This is a genomic window from Paenibacillus sp. B01 (assembly GCF_009649995.1).
Classification (GTDB): domain Bacteria; phylum Bacillota; class Bacilli; order Paenibacillales; family Paenibacillaceae; genus Paenibacillus_O; species Paenibacillus_O pasadenensis.
In genome coordinates this window covers 1395474-1421060 of record NZ_CP045802.1, presented here as the reverse complement: position 1 = coordinate 1421060, position 25587 = coordinate 1395474, and the positions used below count along the sequence as shown (strand labels likewise).

21 protein-coding genes are annotated in these 25587 nt (G+C 66.0%); 2 read left to right on the top strand and 19 right to left on the bottom strand.

Going from position 1 to position 25587, the window contains the following annotated elements; genetic code table 11:
- Positions 1 to 82: 82 nt before the first annotated feature.
- Positions 83 to 1657: a response regulator gene (locus tag GE073_RS06180; protein ID WP_228551317.1), complete on the bottom strand. Its 1575-nt coding sequence runs from the start codon at positions 1655 to 1657 to the stop codon at positions 83 to 85.
- Positions 1654 to 3492: a sensor histidine kinase gene (locus GE073_RS06175; RefSeq protein WP_153783053.1), complete on the bottom strand. Its 1839-nt coding sequence runs from the start codon at positions 3490 to 3492 to the stop codon at positions 1654 to 1656. The genes GE073_RS06180 and GE073_RS06175 overlap by 4 nt, the downstream gene beginning before the upstream one ends.
- Positions 3493 to 3939: 447 nt before the next feature.
- Between GE073_RS06175 and GE073_RS06170 the strand changes: the two genes are divergently transcribed.
- Positions 3940 to 4971, top strand: coding sequence for a glycosyl hydrolase 53 family protein (locus GE073_RS06170; RefSeq protein ID WP_153784680.1), 1032 nt, complete (start codon positions 3940 to 3942; stop codon positions 4969 to 4971).
- A gap of 375 nt (positions 4972 to 5346) precedes the next feature.
- Here the strand turns inward: GE073_RS06170 and GE073_RS06165 are convergent, their stop codons facing one another.
- The 6 genes from GE073_RS06165 to GE073_RS06140 all read right to left on the bottom strand — a co-directional run bounded on the left by GE073_RS06165 (position 5347) and on the right by GE073_RS06140 (position 12322).
- Complete coding sequence (locus GE073_RS06165; protein WP_028597923.1) at positions 5347 to 6975, bottom strand: ABC-F family ATP-binding cassette domain-containing protein; 1629 nt, start codon at positions 6973 to 6975, stop codon at positions 5347 to 5349.
- Between the two features lie 417 nt (positions 6976 to 7392).
- A complete protein-coding gene (locus GE073_RS06160; RefSeq protein ID WP_153783052.1) occupies positions 7393 to 7797 on the bottom strand; it encodes a hypothetical protein in 405 nt (134 codons plus the stop codon).
- Between the two features lie 512 nt (positions 7798 to 8309).
- Positions 8310 to 9128: an SDR family NAD(P)-dependent oxidoreductase gene (locus GE073_RS06155; protein WP_416362087.1), complete on the bottom strand. Its 819-nt coding sequence runs from the start codon at positions 9126 to 9128 to the stop codon at positions 8310 to 8312.
- Positions 9125 to 9628 (bottom strand): Dabb family protein, encoded by a 504-nt coding sequence (locus GE073_RS26015; RefSeq protein ID WP_416362086.1) that lies wholly within the window; start codon positions 9626 to 9628, stop codon positions 9125 to 9127. The genes GE073_RS06155 and GE073_RS26015 overlap by 4 nt, the downstream gene beginning before the upstream one ends.
- A gap of 271 nt (positions 9629 to 9899) precedes the next feature.
- The gene (locus GE073_RS06145) at positions 9900 to 10967 is read right to left on the bottom strand and encodes a Gfo/Idh/MocA family protein (RefSeq protein ID WP_153783051.1); all 1068 of its coding nucleotides are present in this window, start codon (positions 10965 to 10967) and stop codon (positions 9900 to 9902) included.
- Between the two features lie 239 nt (positions 10968 to 11206).
- Positions 11207 to 12322, bottom strand: a complete 1116-nt coding sequence (locus GE073_RS06140) for an MBL fold metallo-hydrolase (RefSeq protein ID WP_153783050.1) — start codon at positions 12320 to 12322, stop codon at positions 11207 to 11209.
- Positions 12323 to 12648: 326 nt separating this feature from the next.
- Here GE073_RS06140 and GE073_RS06135 point away from each other — a divergent pair, with 326 nt between their 5' ends.
- On the top strand, positions 12649 to 13812 hold the full coding sequence (locus GE073_RS06135; protein ID WP_153783049.1) for a virulence factor: 1164 nt from the start codon (positions 12649 to 12651) through the stop codon (positions 13810 to 13812).
- A 170-nt stretch (positions 13813 to 13982) separates the two neighbouring features.
- On the opposite strand, the gene GE073_RS06130 is transcribed toward GE073_RS06135, so the two are convergent.
- From GE073_RS06130 to GE073_RS06080, 11 genes are all read right to left on the bottom strand, one after another.
- The gene (locus GE073_RS06130; RefSeq protein WP_153783048.1) at positions 13983 to 14672 is read right to left on the bottom strand and encodes a transglutaminase domain-containing protein; all 690 of its coding nucleotides are present in this window, start codon (positions 14670 to 14672) and stop codon (positions 13983 to 13985) included.
- On the bottom strand, positions 14621 to 15103 hold the full coding sequence (locus tag GE073_RS06125; RefSeq protein WP_153783047.1) for a hypothetical protein: 483 nt from the start codon (positions 15101 to 15103) through the stop codon (positions 14621 to 14623). Before GE073_RS06125 ends, GE073_RS06130 begins: the two co-directional genes overlap by 52 nt.
- A gap of 61 nt (positions 15104 to 15164) precedes the next feature.
- A complete protein-coding gene (locus tag GE073_RS06120; RefSeq protein ID WP_153783046.1) occupies positions 15165 to 16658 on the bottom strand; it encodes an MFS transporter in 1494 nt (497 codons plus the stop codon).
- A gap of 58 nt (positions 16659 to 16716) precedes the next feature.
- Positions 16717 to 17301 (bottom strand): TetR/AcrR family transcriptional regulator, encoded by a 585-nt coding sequence (locus tag GE073_RS06115; RefSeq protein WP_127464574.1) that lies wholly within the window; start codon positions 17299 to 17301, stop codon positions 16717 to 16719.
- Positions 17302 to 18486: 1185 nt separating this feature from the next.
- Entirely contained in the window at positions 18487 to 19311 is an 825-nt protein-coding gene (locus GE073_RS06110) for an RDD family protein (RefSeq protein WP_101808683.1), read from the bottom strand.
- Positions 19308 to 20345, bottom strand: coding sequence for a stage II sporulation protein M (locus GE073_RS06105; protein ID WP_084136750.1), 1038 nt, complete (start codon positions 20343 to 20345; stop codon positions 19308 to 19310). Before GE073_RS06105 ends, GE073_RS06110 begins: the two co-directional genes overlap by 4 nt.
- 28 nt (positions 20346 to 20373) lie before the next feature.
- Entirely contained in the window at positions 20374 to 21744 is a 1371-nt protein-coding gene (locus GE073_RS06100) for a DUF58 domain-containing protein (RefSeq protein ID WP_101808682.1), read from the bottom strand.
- Positions 21695 to 22615 carry an AAA family ATPase gene (locus tag GE073_RS06095; protein ID WP_028597913.1) on the bottom strand — a complete coding sequence of 307 codons (921 nt, stop codon included), beginning with the start codon at positions 22613 to 22615 and terminating at the stop codon, positions 21695 to 21697. The genes GE073_RS06100 and GE073_RS06095 overlap by 50 nt, the downstream gene beginning before the upstream one ends.
- Entirely contained in the window at positions 22612 to 23868 is a 1257-nt protein-coding gene (locus GE073_RS06090) for a DUF4350 domain-containing protein (RefSeq protein ID WP_153783045.1), read from the bottom strand. Before GE073_RS06090 ends, GE073_RS06095 begins: the two co-directional genes overlap by 4 nt.
- Positions 23865 to 24473, bottom strand: coding sequence for a DUF4129 domain-containing protein (locus GE073_RS06085; RefSeq protein ID WP_028597911.1), 609 nt, complete (start codon positions 24471 to 24473; stop codon positions 23865 to 23867). The genes GE073_RS06090 and GE073_RS06085 overlap by 4 nt, the downstream gene beginning before the upstream one ends.
- On the bottom strand, positions 24470 to 25519 hold the full coding sequence (locus tag GE073_RS06080) for a glycerophosphoryl diester phosphodiesterase membrane domain-containing protein (protein ID WP_153783044.1): 1050 nt from the start codon (positions 25517 to 25519) through the stop codon (positions 24470 to 24472). The genes GE073_RS06085 and GE073_RS06080 overlap by 4 nt, the downstream gene beginning before the upstream one ends.
- Positions 25520 to 25587: the final 68 nt, after the last annotated feature.

Genomic DNA, 25587 nt, shown 5'->3' with positions numbered 1-25587 from the left:
TGTCCACCGGTTTGGCTCGGCTCGCGCAGCGGACCTCCTGACCTCCTGTCCCCGGAGACAAAATCAACGCCGAAAAAGCGGGCTATATGCCCGCCTTCTTGCGGTATTCGCCCGGCGACATGCCGGTCGCCTGCTTGAACTGGCGGTTGAAGTAGACGATGTTCTTGTAGCCCATCCGGTCGGCGATCTCGTAGATCTTGAGCGTCGGCTCCTCAAGCAGGGCGCAGGTGAGCTTCAGCTTGCGCTCGAGCAGATAGTCGCTGAAATGCTGGCCGGTCTCCTCCTTGAACAGATGTCCAAGGTAGTTCGGCGTGAAGCTGAACTGGGCGGCCGTCTCCTTGAGCGTCACCTTCTGCTCCAGCCGCTCCTCGACATAGGCCTTGATCTCGTCGATCAGCTTGCGGCTGTGGCGGCGGCTCTTGATGAGCAGCAGCTCCGACAGCTCGAACAGCCGCTTGCGCAGCCAAGAGAGCAGGTCGTTCATCGTCTCGAACTGGAACATGACGCCGGGTTCATGCGTGTCCCACTTGAGCAGCTCGTACAGGTTCTCGTCCATCGCCTGCAGGTCGGCATGCAGCTTGGACGTCAGGCGCAGCACGAGCGGGTACGCCTCGCTGCGGCGGAGCCGGCCGGAGCCGCCGAACAGCTCCAGCAGGCAGTCGTCGATCTCGACGAGATCGTACTGCAGGATGGCGGCGAGCATCCGGTCGATGACCGCCTCCTGGGCGGCGGAGGGACCTTCGTCGCCGAGCGGCTCGGGACTCTCGCGCAGGACGCGGTTTTTGCCGAGCAGCCATTTGGCGCTCAGCGCCGCCTGCGCCTCGCGGTACGACTCCGGCAGCTCCTGCCAGCGCCCCGCCGGACGGCCGACGCCGATCGTGACCGTCAGCGGGAAGCGGCGCGCGAGCTCGGCGACGAGCTCCTCGAGCCGCGGGTCCGCGCCCGCCCGCGCGATCAGCACGGCCCGCGCGCCCGGCAGGCCGGCGAGCATGAGCCCGAGCTGCCGGCGTTCCGCGAAGTCATGCAGGAACGCGCCCATCGCGGCGATATGGCGGTCGCGCTCCGCCTCGCCCAGCGACGCGGCCTTCCACTCCAGATCGTCGATCTCGATCAGCGCGCAGCTGGCGCCGTGCTCGGCGGCCGGCAGCAGGTAGGGCTGCAGATGCTCCTCCAGCAGCGGCGAGCGGTCCCCGCCGAGCCAGCGCAGCAGCAGCTCCCGCGCCGCCAGCGACAGCGCCTCCGAGACGCTGCGGCTCGCCCGCTTCTCCTGCTCGACGTCGCGGCAAAGCGTGCCGAGCATCGCCAGCAGCTCCTCGTCGTCGACCGGCTTGAGCAGATAGCCGGACGCGCTCAGCCGCAGCGCCTCCTTGGCATAGTGGAAGTCCTCATGGCCGCTGATGAATACGATCTTCACATGCGGGCGGGCTTCCTTCGCGCGGCGGGCGAACTCGATGCCGCTCATGATCGGCATGCGGATGTCCGTCAGGATGACGTCCACCTGCTCGCGCTGCAGCAGGTCGAGCGCGGCGAAGCCGCTGCTCGCCGTGCCCGCCACCTGAACCGGCAGGCCGCTGCCCGCGACGCGCCGGCGCAGCCATTCCAGATCGACGGCCTCGTCGTCGACGAGCAGCACCCGAATCGGCATTGCTTCGTTCATCGGCCTTCCTCCTTTTCTTCCCGGACGATGCCGTCCTCCCACTCGCCCTCCGCGGGGAGCAGGATGCGCACCGTCGTGCCGCCGCCAAAGACGCTGCCGACCTCAATGCCGTAGCGCTCCCCGTAGCGCAGCCGGATGCGCTCGTCGACGTTGCGGATGCCGTAGCTGCCGCCTGCGCCGGCGGAGCCGGACGCCCGGACAGCTGCCGCCGGAGCGAATTCGGACGGCTCGCCCGCGAGGCCGGATGCGGCAGGCGCGGCTGCGGAGCCGGCCGTGCCGGAGCGCAGCCGCTCCAGCGCCTCGGCGTTCATGCCGACGCCGTTGTCGATCACCTTGAGCTCCAGATCGGCGCCGAGCCGGCGGGCCGTGATGCGGATGGCGATGCTCTCGCCGTACCAGGCATGCTTGAACACATTTTCCACGAACGGCTGGAGGATCAGCTTCATCACCCGCAGCTCGCCGATGTCCGGCTCGGCGTCCAGATGCACCGTGAAGGCGTCGGCATACTTCACCCGCTGGATGTCGAGATACGTCTGCACCTGCTCCAGCTCCTGGCCGAGCGGGATGAGCACGCGCCCCTCGTTGAGCGACAGCCGGTAGAAGCGCGACAGCCCCTTGACCATCTCCGTCACCTGGCGCGTCTCGCCCATGTTGGCGAGGCTGCTGATCGTGGACAGCGTGTTGTACAGGAAATGCGGGTTGATCTGCGCCTGCAGCGCCTCGAGCTCCGCCTGCTTGCGCTTCTGCCCTTGCGCGAACACGCTGCTGATCAGCTCCTTGACATGCTCGGCCATCGTGTTGAACGCATCGGCGATCTGCACGAACTCGTCCTTGCCGGAGAAACGGATCCGCTTCTCGAGGCTGCCGTCCTGGAACGACTGCACGAGCGTCACGATCTTGCGCATCTTGCGCCCGGACAGCCGCGCCACCATGAAGCCGATGAGCGCCATCACGGCGAAGCTGACCGAGCAGACGCCGACGATGACGAGGCCGAGCCGGCGCGCGTCCTCCTGCAGATAGCGTTGCGATACGACCGCCTGGATGACGTAGCCGCTGCCCGGCACCGCCTCGCTCAGCGTCAGATGGCCGGGCGCGTCCGCCTCGTGGGCGTCGCCCTTTTCATACAGCGTCCGTCCGCTCGGCTGGTCGAGCAGGCGCAGCGTCATGCCCTTCTCCACGGGGAACGCGTCGAACCGTCCGAGCAGGTCGTCGAGCCGCGCCGTGATGCGGATGTAGCCGATCGCCGTCTGATAGTCGCTGTAGGAAAGGAGACGCGTCAAATGCGACAGCTGCCGATGCTCCGCGTCGCTCTCCACCTGCATCCAGCGGCTGCCGTCGCCGGCTCCGGCCTGCTCGGCCCAGGCGCTCCCGCGCAGCCTGTCCGCCGACAGCACATAGTAGTCGCTGCGCTCGATCTTCGTCGACGGATCGTCGCCCTCGATCTCGTACAGATCGGGATTCGTCGTGTACAGCTCGATGCGCAGCGGGTTGCCGAACAGCTGCAGCGGCTCCTGCAGCTTGGGCACGATCTCGTCGAGCATCGTGAGATACGCCTGCAGCTCGTCGCCGCGCTTCTGCAGCGCGCGCTGAAACGGAACGCTGCCGAACAGCGTGTCGGAGATGCGCTTGATCTCCTCCATCTGGTAATGCATGTTCGTGCGCGTCTGCTGCATCGCCGCCTGGATGTTCGTGCGCGCGATCTCCGTCCGCGACTCGACGAGCATCCGGTACGAGATCGTGCCGATCAGGGCGTCGGTGACGAGCACGAGCAGCAGGTACGGAATCATCATTTTATAGGAATAAGGGATATAGGACTTTCTCTTCGCTCCTGACATCGCTGCCGCCTCCACCCGGTAGGAGTTTTGAGAACTAATACCCCATTGTACCTTTACCGCCCGCCGGATGCCTACTGCGCGGGGCAACGCTTTTTTATATGTTTTCCACGATGGCGGAAGCGGATACCGCGATTGCTGCGGTCCCCGCCAGAGCCGCTGCCGCCGCCGGTCCCCTTCGTCGTTGAATGTGGATAAGAAATCATGGCTGCGCTCACTGTCGGGAAATCTTGGTAAGCGCTTACGATACAGAGGAATCCACTTCGGCAAGGAGGAAGATGAGGAATGAATCGATTGGGACAATCCGGACAAAAGCAGGAAGAAGCGCATGAGACGCCGCTAGGCGGACAGCTGCAGGAAACCCCGGCTCGACTTGGCGAAAAGCATGAGCGGCCTGGCAGCGGACGGCAAGCCTGGCAGCGCAGATGGAAGCAGACGGCCGCCATCCTGATGGCGGCGCTGCTCCTGCTGCTCGCTCCGGCATGGGAGGGCGCCGGCGGCGCCGGAGTCGGCGGCAAGGCGGCGGCAGCGCCGGCCTTCGCCAAAGGAGCCGACATCAGCTGGGTGGCGGCCATGGAGGCGCAGGGCTACAAGTGGAAGGATAAAAACGGCGTCACGCGGGACATCTTCAACATTCTCAAAAACGACTACGGACTGAACTCCGCCCGCATCCGCGTGTGGGTCAATCCGAATATGAGCGACTACGGCAACGGCTACCTGAACGCCGACAAGGCGGCCGCGCTGGCGGCGCGGGCGAAGGCGCAGGGCATGAGCGTCATGCTGTCGCTTCATTACAGCGACTCGTGGGCCGATCCCGGCAAGCAGACGAAGCCCTATGCGTGGACCGGCTTCACCTTCAACCAGCTGATGGACGCCGTCTGGTCGCATACCGTCTACGTCATGAACACGATGAAGGCGAAGGGCGTCACGCCGGACTGGGTGCAGATCGGCAACGAGACGAACGACGGCATGCTGTGGCAGGACGGCCGCGCTTCCGTCAACATGAAAAACTACGCCTGGCTCGTCAATACGGGCAACAACGCGGTCAAGAGCATCTTCCCGTCGACCAAGACGATCGTGCATCTGGCCAACGGCTACGACAACGCACTGTTCGTCTGGAACATTGGCGGGCTGATCGCGAACGGCGCGACATTCGACTACATCGGCATGTCGCTCTATCCTTCCGTCTCCGACTGGCAGACGAAAGTGACGCAGACCGTCGCCAACGCCAACGACATGATCGCCCGCTACGGCAAAAGCGTCATGATCTGCGAGATCGGCCTCGATTACAATCAGCCGGCCGCGTCGAAGAGCTTCATCGCCGACATCAAGACGAAGATCCGGAACATCTCTGGCGGCAAAGGCCTCGGCGTGTTCTACTGGGAGCCGCAGTCGACGCCGGGTTACAACGGCGGCTACAACAAAGGCGCCTGGCAGGCCGACGGCAAGCCGACGATCGCGCTCGACGGCTTCTTGAACTAGCCGGCGGCAGGGCGCGGCGCGAGCTGCGGAGAGGCAGGGCGGCGGGCTCGTGGCCGCGGAGAGGCAGGGCGCGGAGAGGCAGGGCGCGGCCTCGTGGCCGAGAATTCGGCCGCACGCTTATGGCGGGCTCGCTGGGGGCGCTGCACCCGATATAATCCGGCTGCACGGCTCCCGCGAGCCCTTCACGTCTCTGCAACCCGATATAATCCGGCTGCACGGCTCCCGCGAGCCCATCACGTTTCTGCAACCCGATATAATCCGGTTGCCCCCCGCCATCCGGCGCAGCAGCTTCGCCGCTGTGCGTTCCGGCAAGCCTTCCACGCAAAAACCGCCGCTTCCCGAATCGGGAGGCGGCGGTTCTTTTCGATATAAGCTCTAGCTCGGCTGACCGGCGTAAAGGCGGTCGCGCATCGCCTTTACATCGTCGCTCTCGAGGTACTCCTCGTAGGTCATGAGGCGGTCGATGACGCCTCCTGGCGTGATCTCGATGATGCGGTTGGCGATCGTCTGCACGAACTGATGGTCATGCGACGTGAACAGCACGGTGCAGTCCGTGTCGATCAGGCCGTTGTTGAGCGCGGTGATGGACTCGAGGTCCAAGTGGTTGGTCGGTTCGTCCATGACGAGCACGTTCGCGCCGGACAGCATGATCTTGGACAGCATGCAGCGGACCTTCTCGCCGCCGGAGAGCACGCTCGCCTTCTTGAGCGCCTCGTCGCCGGAGAACAGCATCCGTCCGAGGAAGCCGCGGATGAACGACTCATCCTGATCCTTGGAGTACTGCCGCAGCCAGTCGACGAGGTTCATCTCCACGCCGTCGAAGTACTTGGAGTTGTCCTTGGGGAAGTAGCCCTGGATCGTCGTAATGCCCCATTGGTACGTGCCGGCATCGGCTTCGGACTCGCCCGTGATGATCTGGAACAGCGCCGTTTTCGGCAGCGTGTTCGGTCCGACGAAGGCGATCTTGTCACCCTTGTTGACCGTAAGCGTGAAGTTGCTCAGCAGCTGCTCGCCGTCGACGTTTTTGGAGATGCCCTCGATCAGCAGGATCTGCTTGCCCGCCTCGCGCTCGCCCTTGAAGTTGATGAACGGATACTTGCGGCTCGAAGGACGGATGTCGTCGAGCGTGATCTTGTCGAGCATCTTTTTGCGGCTCGTCGCCTGCTTGGACTTGGACTTGTTGGCGCTGAAGCGCTGGATGAACGCCTGCAGCTCCTTGACCTTGTCTTCTTTTTTCTTGTTGGCGTCGCGCTGCAGCGCGAGCGCCAGCTGGCTGGACTCGTACCAGAAGTCGTAGTTGCCGACGTACATCTGGACCTTGCCGAAGTCGATGTCCGCGATATGCGTACACACCTGGTTCAGGAAGTGGCGATCATGGCTGACGACCACGACGGTGCCTTCATAGGTGGAAAGGAACTTCTCGAGCCATTCGATCGACTGCATATCCAAGTGGTTGGTAGGCTCGTCGAGCAGCAGGATGTTCGGCGTGCCGAACAGCGCTTGCGCCAGCAGGACGCGGATCTTCGCGTTGCCGTCAAGCTCCTTCATGAGCTTGTCGTGCAGGTCCGGCGTGATGCCGAGGCCGTTCAGCATCTCGGCTGCCTCGGACTCCGCTTCCCAGCCGTTCATGTCGGCGAACTCGGCCTCGAGCTCGCCCGCGCGCATGCCGTCCTCGTCCGTGAAGTCGGACTTGGCGTACAGCGCGTTCTTTTCGTTCATGACGTCATAGAGCTTCTTGTGGCCCATGATGACGGTCATGAGGACCGGAACCTCGTCGTATTCGAAATGGTTCTGCTTGAGCACGGCCATCCGCTCGCCCGGCGTGATGTGGACCTCGCCCGTGTTGGGCTCGATCTCGCCGGAGAGGATCTTCAGGAACGTCGACTTGCCCGCTCCGTTCGCCCCGATCAGGCCGTAGCAGTTGCCGGGGGTGAACTTGATGTTGACGTCTTCGAAAAGCGCCCGCTTGCCGTAGCGAAGCGAAATGCCGCTAGTGCTGATCATATGTGGAAATCCCGTCCTTCATCTATGGATTAGGCGGATGTCCGCCTTGCCTCATCGTCTCGGGCAGGGACCGGATCGGCCGCAGCCCCGCTTTCCCTGCAAAAAAACAGACTTCCTTCAGTATAGCATAAGATTCGGGATCGTGGGAAACGAGGGAGGGCTTATAGCTCCTGACAAATCAAAGCCCAGCCTTTATCTGTTATGCGATAAGCATGATGGCGACTGCTTCCTCCTCCAACTGTGGCCAGCCAGCCGCCGGCTACCATCTCCCGCAGTATTTTTCGTACGGCCTCATGCTTCAAGCCAAGCCAGGACTGCGCTTGCGACTGAAGGAACAGGTTTCCGTCTGCGGCTCGCCGCAGCAGTTCCCTTTCCTCAAGTCGAACTATTCCCATCCCTGCCGATGATGCGCCGTATCTACCAGCTAGCTCGTAAATCGCTCGACGGCAAAGATCGCTTTTTTTTGTCCAGCTCATCGTAACTGAATGGCAGATAGCGATAACCGCCAAGCGATATCGCCCTTGACCGCTGCCGTTCCCAAGCAAAGCGTTCTCGAGTCATAAGCTCCGCATGGGGAACAAAGCCGTCGCATTCAAAAATGGCGTGAAGTGGCTTATAGTAGACATCCGCGTAGTAGTTATATCCATAAGAGCTTTTGAATTCAAATTCCAAGCTGAACCCGTCCAAAGAATTGAATACGGGAAGAATTGCTTTCTCAAGCAATTTCAACGTGCCATGCAAGTCCCGCTCGAGCATTTCCAATCTCTGTCCCTTTGCTGAAGCTCTTTCGTTAGCTACGAACTCTTCGATTTCGGAAATCATTTGGATTCCTCCTTTTATGAATAAAAAAACGCCGCATGCCCTGGACGGGCATACGGCGTGTGCTTCACGCTGAGTTCCAATAGGTTAACTTTACACGCTCTCTGTAGATATAAGCAAGATTTTTCCCGAGCAACTCCCCTGCTGGATCAGCCGTTCGAGCCGAGTTGCTCGGTTTTTCCGCGCAACTCCCCTGCCGGACCAGTCGTTCGAGCCCATTTACTCGGTTTTTCCGCGCAACTCCCCTGCCGGACCAGTCGTTCGAGCCCATTTACTCGGTTTTTCCGCGCAACTCCCCTGCCGGACCAGTCGTTCGAGCCCATTTACTCGGTTTTTCCGCGCAACTCCCCTGCCGGACCAGTCGTTCGAGCTGAGTTACTCGGTTTTTCCGCGCAACTCCCCTGCTGGACCAGTCGTTCGAGCTCAGCTGCTCGGTTTTTCCGCGCAACTCGTTCGCAAAGGCACTCGTTCAAGCCGCACTAGTCGGTTATTGCAAACCTGACGTTCCAGACCCGCTAGATCGCCGGCATCACGTTGCCGCCGTTCACAGGCAGGTAGGCGCCGGTGATGAACGAAGCGAGATCCGAGGCGAGGAAAGCGACCGCGTTGGCGATCTCCTGGTCCGTGCCGCGGCGGCGCAGAGGGACGGAGCTTTCGTAGCCTTCGCTGCGCTCGGTGCCGTTCTCGCGATCGCGCTCGCTGATCGTCCAGCCGGGCGCGATCTGGTTGACCGTGATCCCGTCCGCTCCGACTTCCTTGGCGAGTACGCGGTAGACGCCGTCCATGCCGCGCTTGCCCGCCGTGTAGGCCGATTGCGTCGGAAAATTCTGCATCGCGCACTCCGTGTTGATGCCGATCATCCTGCCCCAGCCGCCTTGCTGCATAGCCGGGACGAAGGCTTTGGCCAGATGGACGCTCTGCAGCACGCAGGACTCGAACTGGCTGACATAGTCCTCCACCGGCTGCTCCAGCACGGACGTCCAGCTGTACTGGACGACCGCGTTGGCGACGACGATGTCGACCGGCTTCATCCCGGAAGCCGCGGCCGCGTCGCGCATCGCGAGCACGGAGTCCAGCCGCGTGACATCCGCCTGGGCGATCATGACGCTGCGCCCGAGAGCGGCCAGCTCGGCGTGAAGCTCTCTTGCCTTGGCCTCGTTGCCGTGATAGTGCAGCACGATGTCGGCTCCCGCCTGCGCCAGCGTGCGCGCGATGACGCGGCCGAGCTGTCCCGTCGATCCGGTGACGAGCGCGACATGGCCCGACAAGTCGAGCCGGATGCCGCCCGCTCCGTCAGCGCCGATTTCCGTCTGCGGCTGGCGTTCGGCGCTCATCGTCCCGCCTCTTCCCGCTTGCCGTCAGGACGGGCGGATTGATCCCTTGCCGCGCCAGCTGCAGCGGATCGATCCGTTGCCTCGCCAACTGCAAGGGAAGCCTCGTCCGCTCCCGCCGAAAAGCTCCCTTCCGCTTCGACCGAGCGGTCCGAGCGGAGAACGGCTGATTCATCAGCCGCTCCCGCAGCGCCGTCCAGATCGAAGTCGATCTCCAGGAAGCGGCTCACTTCCGCCTGCCAACGCTCCTCCACGAACGACACATGCGCCGGATGGGCATTGTACGCATCGTAGTCGGCCTGGCTGTCGAATTCCATGCTGAAGCCGAACCGATAGTCGTTCTTGGCGGATGTCTGGCGGAACGCCCCGAATGCCCGAACGACCGGGATCGAGGTCAGAATTCGCATCCCGTCTTCCAGAAACCGCGCTTCTTCCGCCGAGCCCTCCTCATGCCTTAAATCGAAGATCACCATATGCCGAATCCGTCCCTGCCGCTGCTCCATTGCCCGGTCTCCTCTCCATGAGTCAGATCAATGATACGGTTGAAAAAGAAAAAGGCGACGGCTCTAAGCCGCCGCCAATCCGGACGCGCCGAGCCTCGCCGCTCGGCATCGCGTCCAAAACTCGCCTGCATCCGAAACCGGCTTCCCGGTTTCCCGGCTCATCGCGTCCGCGCTCGCTTCCCGTCCGCGCTGCGGCCAAGCAGCGCACGGCGTCTGTTCCAGCTTGCCGTCCGTCCCTTGCCGCTTGCACGCTGCCCGGGTCGCTCGCGCGTCAGTTCCAGCTCAGCTTGACTTCGCTGCCCGTGCGGGACGATTCGTAGATCGCGTCAAGGACGCGGTTGACGGTGAAGCCGGTCAAGGCCGAGCTGATCGGCTCGCGGCCGGTTTGCACGCACTCGATGAAATGGCGGAACATGAGCACGCGGTCCTCCTCGCCCTCGAGCGGAACGATGTCCTGCTCGACTACGCCTTGCTCGTCATGCGTGACGTAGGTGCCCGCGCTGCCGGAGTAGCTGGCTCCGCCCTCGGTGCCCATGAGGTGGATGAACGGATTCTCGCCGAGTCCGGCGGCATGCGCCGCCCAGCTCACTTCGAGCGTCAGCGTCGCGCCGTTGTCCATCTTGATCAGAGCCGTCGCCAGATCCTCGACATCATAGTAGCCGTCCCAGTTGGGCGTGCCCCAGTCGCCGACGCCTTTGCGCTGCGGGCCGAACTCGGCGTAGGTCGTGCCGAAGACGCTGACCGGGCGCGGGTTGCCCATCATGTACAGCGACAGATCGAGCATATGGACGCCGATGTCGATGAGCGGGCCGCCGCCGGCCATGTCCTTGCGCGTGAACCAGGAGCCCCAGCCGGGGATGCCCTTCTTGCGCCACCAGCCGGCCTTGGCGTTGTAAATGCGGCCGAGCTTGCCGTCGTCGATCATCTCCTTGATCGCGCGGCTGAGGCCGAGGAAGCGCATCTGATGCGCGACCATGAGCGTCTTGCCCGATGCGAGCTTCGCATCGAGAATCGCGCGCGCGTCCGAGAGGTTGATCGCCATCGGCTTTTCGAGCAGCACATGCTTGCCCTGCTTGAGCGCCTCGATCGCCAGCGAAGCGTGGAACTGGTTCGGCACGCAGACGACGACGGCGTCGATGCTGGCGTCCTCGAGCAGATGCTGCGGGCTCTCATGCACGGTGGCGATGCCGTGCTCTTGGGCGCGCTGCTGCGCCAGCGGCAGGAAAGCGTCGGTTACGGCCGCGATTTCCGCTTCCGGGATTTTTTTGATCGTATCCATATGCACGTTGCCGATCGCGCCAGCGCCGATGATGCCGATACGGAGCGGGGAATGGGTCATAGTAGCTGAGTCCTCCTGTCAATTGAACAAGTCGACTTCAGTATACCACTGGGCACGAAAGCAATCGAGGACGAGTTGTGGCGCGTCCTTGTGCGATCTTGGCGTCGCAGGGCGGCCGGCCGCCGCGCTTCGGGCTCGGCTTTTCGCCGGCGCAGCGGCCATTCTTCGCCGGGAACGGATCGTTCACGCTTCGCCGTGCGCGCCTCGGGCGAGATCTCCGCGCTCGGCCGCGAGTCCGCTCAGCCGTTCATGCGCCACGTCTCCCCATGCGGCAGCAGCACGAGCCGGCCGGCCTCGAGCCCCGCCTGCCGGCGCGCGTTCTCCAGCCGCTCCAGCGCCTCCTGCGGCGTGTCGTCGGCGAGCTTGAAAGCGCCGTAGTGCATCGGCACGAACAGCCGCGCCCGCGTGTCGAGGAACGCCTGCAGCGCCTGCTCCGGCGTCGTATGCTGCGGTCCCATGAACTCCTCCGGATCGTACGCTCCGATCGGCAGCATCGCCACGTCGATGCGGAACTTGCGGCCGATGTCCGCGAAGCCGCGGAAATAGCCGCTGTCTCCGGCGAAATAGACCGTCGGATACAGTCCGGCGCGAGGCCGTTCGGCGTCCGGATGGAACGGATCGAACGGCCCGGCGTCCGCGGCGGAAGCGCCTTTTTCCGCTGCTGCTCCTTCCTTCAAGCCGCCGGGCCCGCCTGCCTCATCCGGACGCGGCGGATGGGAGCGGACGCCGCCCAGCGTGCCCTCGCCCGGCTCGTGGTCCAGCCCGTGCTCGGGCTGGATGACCCAGCCGCCCCAGTGAGAGGCGTTCATGTCCCACGGATTGCGGCGCGTCCAGTGCTGGCTCGGCACGAACGTCAGCTTGAGGCCGCGGAAGTGATAGCTTTCCCACCAATGCAGCTCATGCACGCGCGGGAAGCCCTTCGCCTTGAGCTTCGCCCCGAGACCGGCCGGCACGAGGATCGTCTTGGAGCCGCCGAGACGGCGCAGCGACGCCATATGCAGATGGTCGTAATGCGAATGCGAGACGAGCACCAGATCGACCGGCGGCATCGACTCGAGCGGCACGCCCGGCGGCGTCAGCCTGCGCTGGAACGCCATCTTGCCCGCCCAGACGGGGTCGGTGACGATGTTGACGCCGGCCAGCTGCAGCAGGAACGTCGAGTGGCCGATCCACGTCATGGACGGCTTGCTCCGGTTATGATGAAGGAACTCCAGATCCGGCGGGCTGTTCGGGACGCAGAACGAGTAGTCCTTGCCTTGTCGGTTCCAGATCTTTTCCTGCCTCCAGCGCTTGAAGTGCTTGGACGTCTTTTGCGTCGAGACAGGATCCATGTTGCCGAATTTGGACTTGGCCATGTTGGTCACCCTTTCGCCGGCTGCGGAAAATCGGTCGGTCGAGCTTCTGTTCCCTAACGATACAATTCGAGCCTGGTGAATGCAATGCTCAGGAGCGATGCGAAGCAACGCTCGGGAGCGATGTAAGGCAACGCTCGGGAGCGATGCAAGGCAACGCTTGGGAGCTTTGCGCCCCCAACGCTTGGGAGCTTTGCCATACTACGCTCAGGAGCTTTGCGCCCCCAGCCCTCGGGAGCTTTGCGCCGGTTCGCATCGCCCAGGCGAATGCGCTACACTAGAAGGACAGAGCTTGCTGAATACTTACCCTGAGGCGGGAGGAACGAAAAATGAACTTGATCTCCATCGAACCGACTCCGAGTCCGAACTCGATGAAGCTGAACGTCGACGAGACGCTGCCCCGCGGGCATCGCCATACGTATGTGCCGGCCGAGCCGGACGCCGCGCCGGAGCCGCTGCGCAGCCTGCTCGCCATACCGGGCGTGCGCAGCCTGTTCCGCACGGCGGACTTCATCGCGCTCGACCGCAAGCCGAGCGCCGACTGGGCCGCGATTCTCGCGGAGGCCCGCCGCATCCTGCAGGCGGAGGACGGCGGCGCGGCCGCGGCGTCGGATCCGGCCAGCGGCTTCGGCGAGGCGCATGTGCTCGTCCAGATGTTCCGCGGCATCCCGATCCAGGTGCGGGTGCGCCTGGGCGACGGCGAGACGCGCGCCGCGATGCCGGCGGCGTTCACGGATGCGGTCAGCCGCGCCGCCGGCTCGACGATGATCCGCGAGCGGAGGCTGGAGGAGTTCGGCGTCCGCTACGGCGATCCCGAGGAGATTGCCGCCGAAATCGTGCGCGAGCTCGAGGCCTCTTACACGCCGGAGCGGCTCGAAGCGCTCATCGAGGCGTCGCTGGCGGCCGGTCCCGGCGAGCAGGCCGCTGCGGCTCCGACCGTCAGGCCCGCGCCGCTGACGGCCGCGGAGGCCGGGCCGCTGCTGGCCGCGGAGGACTGGCAGAGCCGCTACGCCGCGCTCGACCGGCTGGCGGTCGACGAAGCCGCGCTGCCGCTGCTGGAGCGGGCGCTCGCCGACGACAACGCCAGCATCCGCAGGCTCGCCGTCGTTTATCTCGGCGACCTGCGGGAGCATCCGCAGGCGCTGCCGCTGCTCATCCAGGCGCTCGCCGACAAGTCGGCCTCGGTGCGCCGCACGGCCGGCGACACGCTGTCCGATCTCGGCGATCCCGCCGCGACCGGCGCGATGGTCGCCGCGCTCGGCGACCGCAACAAGCTCGTCCGCTGGCGGGCGGCGCGCTTCCTGTACGAGGTCGGCGACGACAGCGCGCTGGAGGCGCTGCAGCAGGCGGCCGAGGACAGCGAGTTCGAGATCCGGCTGCAGGCGCAGATGGCGCTCGAGCGCATCCAGCGCGGCGAGGAAGCCGCCGGCTCCGTCTGGCAGCAGATGACGGCGGCGCGCCGCCGGGAGACCGGCGAGGCCGAGCCGGGCTGAAAACGCCTTTGATCCGGAGCGCGATTGCCGCAACGCCGAAGCAACGGCAAAAAAGGGGAGGAAGCGAGCAGCTGCTCGGCTTCCTCCCCTTTTTGCGCTGCCGCTTGCGGAGCCGGGCAGCTACCGCATTTCAGGCGATGCTCCCCTGGACGGCAGCCGGCGGATAGCCTCTAGCGCTTCCGCACTGCCGGAAGGCTCTCCGGCGCTTCCGGGTAAGGCTTCGTCCACTCGTGGTCCTGGCGCATCTCCTCGTCCGACAGCAGATAGTACCGGCGGCTGACCTCGTCGCCGCGGTCCGGCAGCGGATCGTCCCAGGTCGTGTCCATATGATGCCAGCTGCCGTCGATGCGCACCAAATTCCAGGCGTGGTCGCCGGTGTCGACCGTGCCTTCGGCGATGCGGGCCTCGAGCCCTGCGTCGGTGAGCATGCGGTAGGCAAGCAGCGCGTAACCCTGGCATACCGCCGAGCGCAGCTCGAGCGCCTCGTAGGCGGTATACCGCGTGAGCGACTCATCATACCGCACATGGCGCACGATCCAGTCGTGGATCGCGCCCGCCTTCTGCTCCTCGCTCATGCCCGGGCGGACCAGCGAGGCGACGATCTCCTTGGAGCGGCGGGCGACCTCGGCGGTCTGCTCCGGCGTCTCGCGGTACTTGGCCGTCATCGTGATCGTCGACGTGCCGGCCGCCGAGCGGATCTTGTAGGCGTACGATTGGAGCACATAGGCCGTGTAGTCGTCCTGGTAAAGGCCCTGCTGCACCAACTCCGGCATCAGCTCGACGAGCTGCTCGTGGCCGCCCTTGAAGGTCAGCCTGAACTCGGGGCTGCGGCTGCGAAAGCCTTCGGCCAGGCCGTCCACCAGCCTGGCGCGGGCTTCATCCGCCGCGGACGATTGCCCGGCTGCGCTCGCCTGCGCCTCGGCGGCCGGAGCCGTCGTCCCGGCAGCGGCTGAGGCGCCCGCGGCCGAGATATCCGATCGCGGCTGGGCGGAGGCTTCGCCGGGCTGGCCGGGGTTCCCGCCGCCGCCGAGCCGGCACTCGGCTCGGCGCCTTGGCCCGGGCCGCTTTCGGAGACGGATTCAGCTCCAGCGCCGGCCGGACCGCCGCTAGGCTCGGCTGCATCCGCCTGACTTTTCCCGAATCCAACCGCGCCGCTCCCCGGCTCTACCGTCGCCGCATCCGTGCTCGCCAGGCCGTCCGCCTGCGCCGGACTGCCGACTCTCGCCTCCACCACGTAGATCGATACTGCCAGCGACAGCGCCAGCAGCAGGTTCGCGATCCGGTGCCTCATCGTCCATCGCCTCCCGGTTGTACGTCCGCATCATGTAACTATATGTGGACGAACCGGCGATTCATGAATCAATGGACTCGCGAAGCGGCATCGTCTCCCTGCCGCTCTGGCCGCTCCGGCTGAAGCGGTAGCGAAACGTCAGCGCAAGCAAGCCGACAACGACGAACAGCCCCGCATAAATGAGGCCGAACACCGGAAAAGCGCCAACGCCCGTTCCGCCGCCGAAGCTGTCCAGCAGACGGCTGAACGCCGCTCCCGCCGCGGCTCCGGTCAGGAAGTTGAGCAGCGAGACGAGCCCCATCCCGGCGCCCGCCTGATCGGTCGGCAGCGTGCGGGAGACGGAGTTCATGAGGGAGATCTGCAGCATCGTCTGGCCGAGCTGGCCAAGCACGAGCGCCCCTCCGGCGATCCAAGGCGATGCTCCGGCGAGCAGCGCCATCAGGCCGAAGAAGGTCAGCAGCAGACTGGCGGCGACGTAGAAGACGTACGCGTTGCCTTTGCGGTCCGCGAGCCGCCCGGCGGCGCGGCCGAGCAGCGCCGCGAGTCCGGCCGCCGGCACCATCGCGAAGCCGATGACGCCGGGACTGAGCTCGTGCACGGAGGAGAGCAGCTGCGGCGTCAGGAAAGGCAGCGCGTAGCCCGAGACCATCGCCAGCATCATGAGCAGCAGCCCTTGGCGATAGGCAGGGATGCGGAACAGCGCCGGCCGCAGGAACGGCTCCCGCGCCGTGCGCAGCCGCAGCGCCAGCAGCAGGGCGAGGACGAGGCCGGCCGCGGCGTACCAGAGGCTCCATTCCGTCAGCGCGAGCAGCAGCGAGGCGCTCGAGCCGGCCAGCAGCAGGCCGCCGGCGAGATCGAGCGAGCCGCCTTTGGCCGGCTCGTCGACGAGATAGCGGCGGAACAGCGGAAGCGTGAGCAGCACGAGCAGCGGCGCGCAGAACAGCCAGCGCCAGTGCAGCGTGCTGACGACGAGCGCGGCGAAGATCGGTCCGATCGCGTTGCCGAGCGCGAGCGCGGAGGCGGTCATCCCGAGCGCGCGGCCGCGGACGGCCGGCGGGAAGTAGCGGATCGGGATGATCATCGCGGCGGCGGGCACGACGGCCGCGCCCGCCGACTGGATGAGGCGGCCGGCCAGCACCGCCCCGTAAGAGCTGGAGACGAGGCCGATGAAGGAGCCGATGATGAACAGCGAGAGGCCGAACGTGAGCAGGTTCTTGAGGCTGAACAGATCCGCCAGCTTGCCGTAGATGGCTGATCCGATCGCGTAGATCAGCATGTAGCCGGTCATCATCCAGCTGACCTGGGACAGCGACAGGCCGAATTCGGCCTTCATCTCGGGCAGCACGATCGTGAACATCATCGCGCTCATCGACGAGATCGCCATCGTGAACGCGAGCACGCCGATCAGCCGCTCGGCGCCTGGCCGGGGCTCGGTTTCGGCAGACGTTGGCGGGACGGACGGAGCGGCGGGCCTTTCGGTGGCGGCTGAGGCGGACGCAGCGGCGGCGGCACGTTCGTCGGCGGAGCGCTCGTCAGCCGGACGTTTATCGGACATAATCCATCATCCTTTCGTTGTAAGCAAGCGCACGCTTGCATTAAGGGCGAATAAAAGGCTAGAGCTTGAGCGCTCTAGCATACAGCTCGACCGAATGGCGGATCACCTCGCGGGATTCCGCGTCCGGCTCGGCCAGGTCGGAGTGAAGGCGGCTGATGAAGCAGCCGTAATTGACGTACATGAACGACAGCGCGAGCGTATCGGGCGGCTCGGCGCGAATGAGGCCGCGACGCTGCTGGTCGGTGAAATAGTCCCGCAGCAGCTCGCGCAGCTTTTCCCGATGGCGCGTGTGGGCATGCTCGCCGATCGGAAGCGATGCACCTTCCTTGTGCACGATCCGAATCAGCTTCTTGTTGCGGAACATCGCTTGCTGATACGTCTGGGCGATGAGGTGCAGGTCGCGCTCCAGCTCTCCCGTCAGCCGCGTCGCGAACAGCTCCGTCATGATGTCCGCATAATGATAGCGGTCGAGCGCCGCCTCCAGCAGGTTCGACTTGCAGCCGAAATGCCGGAACAGCGTCACCTCGTTGACGCCTGCGGCTGCGGCGATTTCCTTCGTCGAGGCGCCGAGATAGCCTTTTTCCGCCATCACCTCGATCGCCGCCAGCAGCAGCTTCTCCGCCGTCGATCTGTTCGTCTCCACTTCCCGCATGCCTCCCTTCCCTTGTGGTCGCTGTAAATGATGCTGGCTAGCACTCGTCGATTGCATCGTGATTGGGTGTGACTATGCTCATGTGAACGCTCGTTTTACTCTCGATGCTCGTGTGGCGTTCACGATCAATCATTTCGATGCTGCGCGCCCGATGCAAGTGTTTACTTGCATCTAATGGAGCTAGTATATGCCTTCCCCATTCATCCAGTCAACGATTGAATAGCAGGCTGTTGCTTCGTGTGGCCGAGGGAGAGCCTTCCCTCGTTTTCACGCTGCTCGCCTGCCAAAACCGATCCGCTCCACCCCAACTGGCTCCCCTGTGGCGGCTTTGCTCGGAAAAACCGAGCAACTCTGCTCGAACAGCGGCTCCAGCGGGGGCGTTGCTCGGATAAACCGAGCAACTCTGCTCGAATGGCGGCTCCAGCAGGGGCGTTGCTCGGATAAACCGAGTAACTCTGCTCGAACGGCGGGTCCAGCAGGGGAGTTGCGCGGAAAAACCGAGTAACTCTGCTCGAACGGCGGGTCCAGCAGGAGCATTGCTCGGATAAACCGAGTAACTGGGCTCGAACGGCGGGTCCAGCAGGAGCATTGCTCGGATAAACCGAGTAACTCTGCTCGAATGGCGGGTCCAGCGGGGGCGTTGCTCGGAAAAACCGAGTAACTGGGCTCGAACGGCGGGTCCACTGGGGAGTTGCTCGGAAAAACCGAGTAATGCTGATCTACCTGCCATGTCCCGGTCGGCATTAAGTCGATAAAATCGAGTCAATCGCTCCGACGGCGGCATTCGGTCGGCATTAAGTCGATAAAATCGAGTTAGTACGGTTCGAAGCGCGTGGACAGGCGGCTTTAACTCGATAAAATCGAGTTAATGTGCTCCGGCGGGGGCTTCTGCTCGGCGGTAAGTCGAAAAATTCGAGTTAGCAGAGTTCCAAGCGCGTGGACAGACGGCATTAACTCGATAAAATCGAGTTAATGTGCTCTGGCGGGGGCTTCCGGTCGGCATTAAGTCGAAAAATTCGACTTAACAGCCTCCACTCCGCTCCCCCCGCCCATCCGGGCTTGGCGCCGGGCGATGCGCCGTCCCAGGCCGGCCCCGGCCGCAAGCCCGCAACGCAAAGAAGCGCCCGCACGGCCTGATGCCGGGCGGACGCTTCTTTGAGCAACAGGAGAACTGGCCTACAGCTCCCAATCCTCGCGAACGGCGAGGTAGAGCGCGGCCAGATAGGGCCGCGAGTCGGGGTAGGCCGCCCGGCTATGGCCGAGCTTCTCGGTGAAATGCAGCCAGATGCGCTGCTCCAGCCCCTGCGCGCCGACCGGCGGCTTGGGATCAAGCCGCTCGGCCCAGCCGGACAGCAGCTGCCAGTCCCGCTCGTCGAGCAGCGCGCGCTCCGCCGCGCCAAGCTCGCTGGCGAGCTCCGGCAGCAGCAGTCCCTTGGCCTGCAGGCGGGCGATCCGCTTGTCGATGCGCGCGCGGCGCTTCCGCTGCTCCGCCGTCGCCTCCGCGACGACGATCGTGCCGGCGACCATGTCGCCGAAGCGCTTGTCGGCGCGGCTGAAGAAGATCGCCGTGCTGCCGGCGAAGTAGCCCATCGGCAGGAAATCGAGCAGCCGGAACAGGTTGCGGATGACGACCGGCAGGATCGTCGCCGACTGGCCGCTCGCCTGGAGCACGCGGAGGCCCATCGCTTTTTTGCCGAACGTCTGCCCGCCGCGGTACGCCTCCATCACGATGAAGTAGCCGACGTTCATGACGATCAGCAGCAGGAACATGCCGGCGAACAGGTAGTCGTAGCCGTCGTTCGGGAACCAGGACGAGGACAGCAGGTAGATCGAGCCGGCAGTCCCGAACACGACCAGCGCCGACGCTGCGAGCAGCAGCAGCGCGTCGATCAGATGGGCGATCGCCCGGCTGCCGAGGCCGGCGGTCCGCAGCTGCAGCCGCACCTGCTCCGGCGTGACGAATGTCGTCTGTCTTTCAGAATAAGGATCTCTCATCGTCATGATCGGCCTTCCTTTCGAAATCGGGAGGCAGGCAGGCTCAGCGATCCGCGCGCGTCCCCGCCTCCGCTCCCCCCGCCCTGCTCGCGCTCGCCGCGCTTCGCGCCGTAGACGCAGTAGGCCGCGAAGGCGGCCAGCGTCAGGCCGGCGACGCCGTACTTGAGCTCAAGCGGCAGCGAAGCGGGCGTAATGTAGCCTTCGATGAGGCCGGCGATGACGAACAGCGGGATCGTGCCGAGCAGCAGCAGCGCGGATTCCTTGGCGGCCTGCACGAACACGATGCCGCGCGGCAGCTCGCCGGGCACGAAGAACTTGTAGCCCATGTAGAAGCCCGAGCCGCCCGCGATGAAGATCGCCGCCAGCTCGATGACGCCGTGCGGCAGGATGTACGCCCAGAACGTGTAGCTGTACCCGGCCTGCGCGAACACGGCGGCGAGTCCGCCGACGAGCATGCCGTTGAAGGCCATCAGGTAGATCGTGAACAAGCCGAGCGTGACTCCGCTCAAAAACGCCAGCACGGCCACGCGGATGTTGTTGGTCATGATCTCGGCCGAGACGATCGCGCTGTTGATGTCGCCGCGGTCGTCGGCTGTGCGCGCCGGATCGATGCGGTCGGCCATGCCGGCAGGCAGCAGCGAATGAATTGCCGCCGGATTGTCGCGCACGGCCATGTAGCCGAGCAGCTCGCCGAGCAGCAGCAGCGCCCCCGCCAGCGCGATGAACGGCAGCCGCCGCTTCAGCAGCAGCGGGAAGCCCCAGAGCAGGAATTCGAGCGGCTTGCTGCGTCCGGCCGCGCCGCCCGCATACAGCTGGTTGTGCGCCCGCGACACGAGGTCGCCGAGCAGCAGCGCCGCCTCGCTCGCGGGCGCATGCGTCTGCAGGTAGGCCAGATTCGCCGAGGCGCTCCGGTACAGCTCCGCGAACCGGTCGAGCTGAGCGGCGTCCGGCCGCGCCTTGCGCCGCCCGAGCTGGGCGAGCAGGCCCTCGAGCTCCGCCCAGGCCGGCTTGTGCCGCCGGATGAATGTCGTCGTGTCCATGTTGGCTCCTCTCCTGACCTTTGCCGGATCAGATCTTGTCGCGGATGTCGAGATAGGCGCTCACCGCGCTGGTCGCCAGCTGGTCCGGAGAAGCGTCGAGCATCGGCACGCCGCCGCTGCCGAGCCGCCGCACGAGCAGCTGCCGCTCCAGCGCGTAAGACGCCGCCATGCTCCGCACGTAGGCGTCGCCGGCCGTCTCGGGAGGCCGCTCCTCGAGCTCGCGCAGCGCCGGATTTTGCAGCGACATCAGCACGAGATGATGCTGCTTGCGCAGCTTGGCCGCGTACGGCAGCAGCTCGGCGTCATGCAGGTAATGGTCCATGTCGGAAAAGAGCACCGCGAACGAGCGCCGCCGCACGCGCTGCAGCAGGAAGCCGAGCCCTACGGCGGCCCCCGCCTCGGCGTAGTCCGGCGCGATGTCGCTCGCCGCGCGGGTCAGCGTCTGCAGCTGCTCGAGGCCGCGGCCGGGCGGGACGAACAGCTTGACGCGGCTCGAATAAGCGATCAGCGCGACGAGATCGCCCTGCCGGAGCGCGGCGGCGGCCAGCGTCAGCGCCGCCTCCAGCGTCCGGTCGAGCTTGACCCGGCCGTCCAGCTCGACGCCCATCTGGCGGCCGCAGTCGAGCAGCAGCACGAGCGTCTTGCCCTTTTCGGGCCGATACAGGTTCGTCAGCAGCCGTCCGGAGCGCGCCGTCGCACGCCAGTTGACCTCGCGGATGTCGTCGCCGGCCGCATACTCGCGGATCGCGTCGAACTCCGTGCCGCCGCGCTGGCGGCGGTGGATCCGCTTGCCGTCGACGAGCAGCGAGTCCTGCGCCGAGGCGAGCACGCCGCGCACGCCCGACAGGTCGGGATCGATGCGGATGCCGTCCTCGACGGCGAGCTGCGCCTGCTTGCGCCACAGGCCGAGGCCGCCGCTCCAGCGCAGGTCCACCTCGCGGAAACGAAACCGCCCGCGCTCCAGCGCGCGGAGGCGGTACGACGCCTGCAGCCGGCCGCGCTCCAGCGTGCCGGCCGCGCTCCGCCCGTCCGGACGGTCGAAGCGGTCCGGGATGTCGTCGGCAAGCTCCACGCGCAGCGGCAGCGCCGTGCGGCAGGTCAGCTCCAGCCGGACCGCGAACTCGCGGCCGATCTCGGCGCTCTCCGGCAGCTCGCGGCGCGCCGACCAGGCGGACGCACGCGGCAGCCGCGCCAGATCGGCGGCCGACAGCGCGGCGAGCGCGGCCAGCCAAAGCGCGGCGGCCTCCAGCTCGCGGCCGGCCGCTCCGGCAAGCGCGGCCGCAGCCCCGCCGCCGGCCGTCCACCAGGCGAGCCGCGGCGTCGGCAGAGGCGCGCGCCGCAGCAGCCGGTCAGCGAGGGACCGGAACCGATGCCAGCGTTTGCCGGATGATGCTTTCACCGGTCATCCCCTCCAGTTCCGCCTGCGGCGTCAGCAGCAGCCGGTGGCGAAGCACCGGAAGCGCCATTTCCTTGATGTCGTCCGGCGTCATGTAGTCGCGTCCTTCGAGCAGCGCCCAGGCGGACGCCGCCCGCAGCAGCGCGATGCCCGCGCGCGGACTCGCGCCGAGCTGCACGCCGTCGGCGTCGCGCGTGGCGCGCACGAGCGCGGCGACGTAGCCGTAGATGGCGTCCTCGACGACGACGTCCTCGACCCGGCGCTGCAGCTCCAGCAGCTCCTCCGGCGAGACGGCCGGCTCCGGCGCCGCTTCGCGGATGCTGCCGGCCCGCCGATGCGAGCGCAGGATGCCGATCTCCGCCTGCTCGCCCGGATAGTCCAGCACGAGCTTGAACAGGAACCGGTCGAGCTGCGCCTCCGGCAGCGGATACGTGCCGTCGTACTCGACCGGATTTTGCGTCGCGACGACGAAGAACGGCTCCGGCAGCGCGTAGGTCGTGCCCTGGATCGTCGTCTGCCGCTCCTCCATCGCCTCCAGCAGGGCGGCTTGCGTCTTCGGCCCGGAGCGGTTGATCTCGTCGGCGAGCAGCACGTTCGTGAACACCGGCCCTTTGACGACGGAGAAGCTCTGCTCCTGCATGCTGTAGGTCACGCTGCCCGTAATGTCGCCCGGCAGCAGGTCCGGCGTGAACTGGATGCGCCGCCAGCCGCAGCCCGACAGCGCCGCCAGCTCGCGCGCCAGGCTCGTCTTGCCGAGTCCCGGCACTCCCTCCAGCAGCACATGCCCGCCCGCGACGAGCGCGGTGACGAGCAGACGGACGTTGCGGCTCTGACCATGGATCCGCCGCTCCAGCGATTCGACCAAGTGATTCATCTTCTATGTCCCCTTCCCGGCTCGGCGCCGCCTCGCAGCAGCGCCGCCAGCTCGCTTGCTTCCTTGGATCTTGCCGTAAACTCGCGCCGCGCCGCCTTGCGGCCGGCGGCCTGCAGCGGCCGCTCCTCGAGCGCCCGCCGCAGGCGCAGCGCGTCCTCCTCGCTCCAGCGGCTGCGGGCGGCCGCGGCCGCCTGCTCCGGCGACGCCGCCGCAGGCAGCCCCCAGCGCTGCGCCAGCTGCTGCCGCAGCCGCCGCCGCTGCCGCTCCAGCGCCTCGTCCATGAGGCCGAAGCGCTCGTACCAGGCGGCCAGCGCCCGCACCGTCTCGTCGCCGCGCCGCACCGTCCACTCCCGCGGCACGCGCGTCGGACCGAAGCGCTTGCCGGCGCTCCAGAGCGCGAGCAGCAGCGCCAGCAGCAGCAGCGCGCTCGCCAGCAGCAGCGGACGCGGCAGAACGGCGAACGCCCCCGGCGCGGACGTATAGCCGTGATGCTGCTCGTCGAACAGGATCTCCGTCCAGCTGCCTGCGAGCAGCGCGGCCATCAGCTCGGCATGCGAGCCGCTGAGCGCCGTGCCGTTCTGCATCCAGCGCGGCTCGACGGCGAGCGTCGCGGAGCCGGAGCCGACGCTCTGGCGCGCCGCCAGCGTGCCGCGCTCGTCGGTCACGAGCGCTTCGCCCTCGCCGTCCGGAACGGCGATCCGCGGCGACGCCTCGGCCTGCGCCTCATAGGCGCCCGGGCCGAGCAGCGCCGACGCGTCCACGGCGGAGAGGGGAGCCTCTTCGTCCGTCCCGGCCTTCTGGTCTCCGCTTGCCTTTTCGTCCGACTCAGCCTGTTCATCGGATCCGGTTGCCTCGGACGGCTCGCCTTCATCCGGCGCTGGGCTCCAGCCTTCCGTCAGCTCCCAGAACGGCTGATCCGGCAGATCGCCGAGCAGCAGCACGGAATTCCCCGTCTTCAGCCACTCGTGCAGCGCCTGCCATTCGACCCCGCTGACGCCGGCCGGCTCCGCGGCGATCAGCAGCCGGCCCGAGCCGGCCGGCAGCTCGTCCCAGCGCTGCCGCCACTCGCCGACGAGCGGATGCCGCTCCTGCAGCAGCTCGCGCCATGCCTTGAGCCCGTCCGTATCCGACGAGAAGCTCAGGTTCGGCGGCTCGTCCCGCAGCTGCGGCCGGCCCAGCAGCAGGCCGAGCAGCAGGAACAGCGCCGCAAAAAGAGCCAGCAGCCAGACGCTGCGCTTGCTCCCCATCCTCATTGCGGCACCTCCTTGCCTTCGGCCTCAGCCAGCAGCGCCTTCAGCTCGTCGTACTGAGCCTGCGACGCTTCCAGCCGGCCGTACCAGACGCGCTCGAACAGCACCATCGCTCCGCGCAGGGCAGGCGCATGCGCAGAGCCGGCCGCAGCCAGCTCCTCCAGGTACTCGCGGTTCGTCTTCCACGCCTCGACCCTCAGCTCTCCGCGCTCCTCCAGCCGGAACAGGAAAGCGAGAAAGACGGCGCGCACGCCGTCCCTCCACTGTCCGCGCTCGGCGAAGCCTTCGCCGAGCCGGGCGTAATGCCGCCAGGAGCGGCTGTCGTCGCCCGCCTCCATCCAGACGCCGGAGCGCAGCCGGCCCGCCGGCCCGAAGCGGCGCAGCAGCAGCCAGCCCATCCAGCCGAGGAAGGCGGCGAGCGCGACGACGATCAGGATGGACAGCAGGCTGATCGTGCCCGGTCCGGGCTTCAGGTCGGGGAAGATCGCGGCGAGCAGCCGTCCGAGCTGCTCCACGATCCAGTCCCACAAGGAAAAGCCCGGCTCCTTGCGGTAGGCGGTATATTCCTCGCGGGAGAGGATCTCCTCCAGCTGCCCCCTTTCCGTCATGGACGAGGGCCGTCCCCGGAGCTGCCGCTCTCATCGGAGCGGTCTGTACGGTCCGGCGCGCCGTAGCCGCCGCCCCAGCTCGCTGGAGGAGGAGGCGGAGTCTGTCCGCCGTACGGCTGCGCTCCGTCGAGCAGCGTCTCCAGTCCCCAGCCCTCGCGGCGCACGCGCAGGTCGAAGAACGCGATCGCATACGGCAGGACCCACAGCGATCCGATCAGGATCGAGACGAGCGAGTCGACGAGCGAGTTCAGCACGCCTCCGCCGAAGATCGCGGCCGAGCCGAGGCTCAGCACGCCGGTGAAGATGGCGAGCAGGATCCAGAGCACGAGGTAGAGCAGCAGCAGCCGCCAGAAGCTGCCTTTGGTCAGGCGCCAGCTCGCGCCGACGCCCGTGCCGCTCTCGTTCAGCGCGACGAACGGCAGATAGAACGCCCAGCGGACCGCGAAGAACGTGATCAGCAGCAGGACGCCGATGACTGCGGGAACAAGCAGCAGCATGGCCGGCCCTGCCCCCGCGTCCGTGCCGGACAGCGCCGCGGCGAACAAGATTCCAACCGCGAAAGCGAACGCGACGACAACGAGCAGATACAGCCCGAGCATGATGATGCCGTACAGCAGCGTGCTGCCGGTCAGCGGCCAGAGGCGGCGGAAGCCTTTTTTGAGCAGCTCGCCCGCGCTCGGAATTTCCTCGCCGCGCAGATGCGCCTGCACGAGATGCACGATCGCCGCGACCGAGACCGGTCCGAGCAGCAGCATGAGCACGAAGCCGAGCAGCATCGCCAGCACGGCGCCTCCGCTCAGTCCGGCTCCTTCGCCTGATTCGATCGACTGCAGGTAGCCGTCGATGCCGCCATTCCGGATGGTATCCATGAGTCCGGAGGTCGTGTTGGACGAATCGGTGGCGAGCGCCATCGAGACGATCGCCATCGGGCCGTACAGCGCCAGCATGATAATCGCCAGCGTCGTGAAGTGGGTGCGGTACAGCTGGAAGCTGCGGTCGAGAATGCGGCCGATCCCCATCGGCCTCAGTTGTTGCGGTTGCTGCATGAATGTCCACCCTCCCTATGTATGAAGCCATGCCAAGTGCTGCCCGCCTGCAGGCGCACCACGATTAT

What these genes read in the sequence shown, in the direction of transcription:
- GE073_RS06125 (WP_153783047.1), bottom strand. Translation starts at nt 15,103, where the DNA reads ATGAGGCACCGGATCGCGAACCTGCTGCTGGCGCTGTCGCTGGCAGTA.
- GE073_RS06135 (WP_153783049.1), top strand. Translation starts at nt 12,649, where the DNA reads ATGAACTTGATCTCCATCGAACCGACTCCGAGTCCGAACTCGATGAAG.
- GE073_RS06140 (WP_153783050.1), bottom strand. Translation starts at nt 12,322, where the DNA reads ATGGCCAAGTCCAAATTCGGCAACATGGATCCTGTCTCGACGCAAAAG.
- GE073_RS06085 (WP_028597911.1), bottom strand. Translation starts at nt 24,473, where the DNA reads ATGACGGAAAGGGGGCAGCTGGAGGAGATCCTCTCCCGCGAGGAATAT.
- GE073_RS06160 (WP_153783052.1), bottom strand. Translation starts at nt 7,797, where the DNA reads ATGATTTCCGAAATCGAAGAGTTCGTAGCTAACGAAAGAGCTTCAGCA.
- GE073_RS06175 (WP_153783053.1), bottom strand. Translation starts at nt 3,492, where the DNA reads ATGTCAGGAGCGAAGAGAAAGTCCTATATCCCTTATTCCTATAAAATG.
- GE073_RS06170 (WP_153784680.1), top strand. Translation starts at nt 3,940, where the DNA reads ATGGCGGCGCTGCTCCTGCTGCTCGCTCCGGCATGGGAGGGCGCCGGC.
- GE073_RS06105 (WP_084136750.1), bottom strand. Translation starts at nt 20,345, where the DNA reads ATGGACACGACGACATTCATCCGGCGGCACAAGCCGGCCTGGGCGGAG.
- GE073_RS06165 (WP_028597923.1), bottom strand. Translation starts at nt 6,975, where the DNA reads ATGATCAGCACTAGCGGCATTTCGCTTCGCTACGGCAAGCGGGCGCTT.
- GE073_RS06155 (WP_416362087.1), bottom strand. Translation starts at nt 9,128, where the DNA reads ATGAGCGCCGAACGCCAGCCGCAGACGGAAATCGGCGCTGACGGAGCG.
- GE073_RS06080 (WP_153783044.1), bottom strand. Translation starts at nt 25,519, where the DNA reads ATGCAGCAACCGCAACAACTGAGGCCGATGGGGATCGGCCGCATTCTC.
- GE073_RS06145 (WP_153783051.1), bottom strand. Translation starts at nt 10,967, where the DNA reads ATGACCCATTCCCCGCTCCGTATCGGCATCATCGGCGCTGGCGCGATC.
- GE073_RS06180 (WP_228551317.1), bottom strand. Translation starts at nt 1,657, where the DNA reads ATGAACGAAGCAATGCCGATTCGGGTGCTGCTCGTCGACGACGAGGCC.
- GE073_RS06095 (WP_028597913.1), bottom strand. Translation starts at nt 22,615, where the DNA reads ATGAATCACTTGGTCGAATCGCTGGAGCGGCGGATCCATGGTCAGAGC.
- GE073_RS06110 (WP_101808683.1), bottom strand. Translation starts at nt 19,311, where the DNA reads ATGACGATGAGAGATCCTTATTCTGAAAGACAGACGACATTCGTCACG.
- GE073_RS26015 (WP_416362086.1), bottom strand. Translation starts at nt 9,628, where the DNA reads ATGGAGCAGCGGCAGGGACGGATTCGGCATATGGTGATCTTCGATTTA.
- GE073_RS06120 (WP_153783046.1), bottom strand. Translation starts at nt 16,658, where the DNA reads ATGTCCGATAAACGTCCGGCTGACGAGCGCTCCGCCGACGAACGTGCC.
- GE073_RS06090 (WP_153783045.1), bottom strand. Translation starts at nt 23,868, where the DNA reads ATGAGGATGGGGAGCAAGCGCAGCGTCTGGCTGCTGGCTCTTTTTGCG.